The organism is Mesorhizobium sp. M4B.F.Ca.ET.203.01.1.1 (assembly GCF_004791025.1).
In the GTDB taxonomy this organism is placed as follows: Bacteria; Pseudomonadota; Alphaproteobacteria; order Rhizobiales; family Rhizobiaceae; genus Mesorhizobium; species Mesorhizobium abyssinicae.
Genome location: NZ_SRUO01000122.1, coordinates 1 through 362, shown reverse-complemented (window position 1 = coordinate 362; position 362 = coordinate 1). Strand labels below are relative to the sequence as shown.

Sequence of the window (362 nt, the reverse complement as noted above, 5' to 3'; positions counted from 1 at the left end):
GCCGTTGATGGCGTGCGTGGCGGGGCCGGCGTGGACGCTGCGCAGAGCAAGCTGTCGGCGGTGGAAGACCAGCTGGACCTGCGCGTGGACCGCTCGCGCCTGCAGCTGGGTGCGGACATCGGCGTGTTCGACAACGGCCAGGGCCGCGTCGGCGTGATGGGTACGCTGGCCAAGTCCGATGCTACTTCGCGTTCGCAGCTGACCGGCTACAGCGCACGCGGCAAGGTCAACGGTGGCGCGCTGGGCGTGTACGGCAGCTGGAGCAACGATGCACTGTATGTGGATGCCAGCGTGCAGCGCGGCCAGTTCCGCAACCGCGTGCAGGGCGAAGGCCTGGCCGAAGAGCGCTACGACTCGGACAT

At 68.8% G+C, this 362-nt stretch carries 1 protein-coding gene; it reads left to right on the top strand.

Features of this window, described 5'->3' with window-relative positions:
* Positions 1-30: 30 nt before the first annotated feature.
* Positions 31-362, top strand: a 332-nt coding sequence (locus tag EN846_RS33930) for an autotransporter outer membrane beta-barrel domain-containing protein (RefSeq protein WP_210236146.1), incomplete at its 3' end; no start/stop codon positions are given.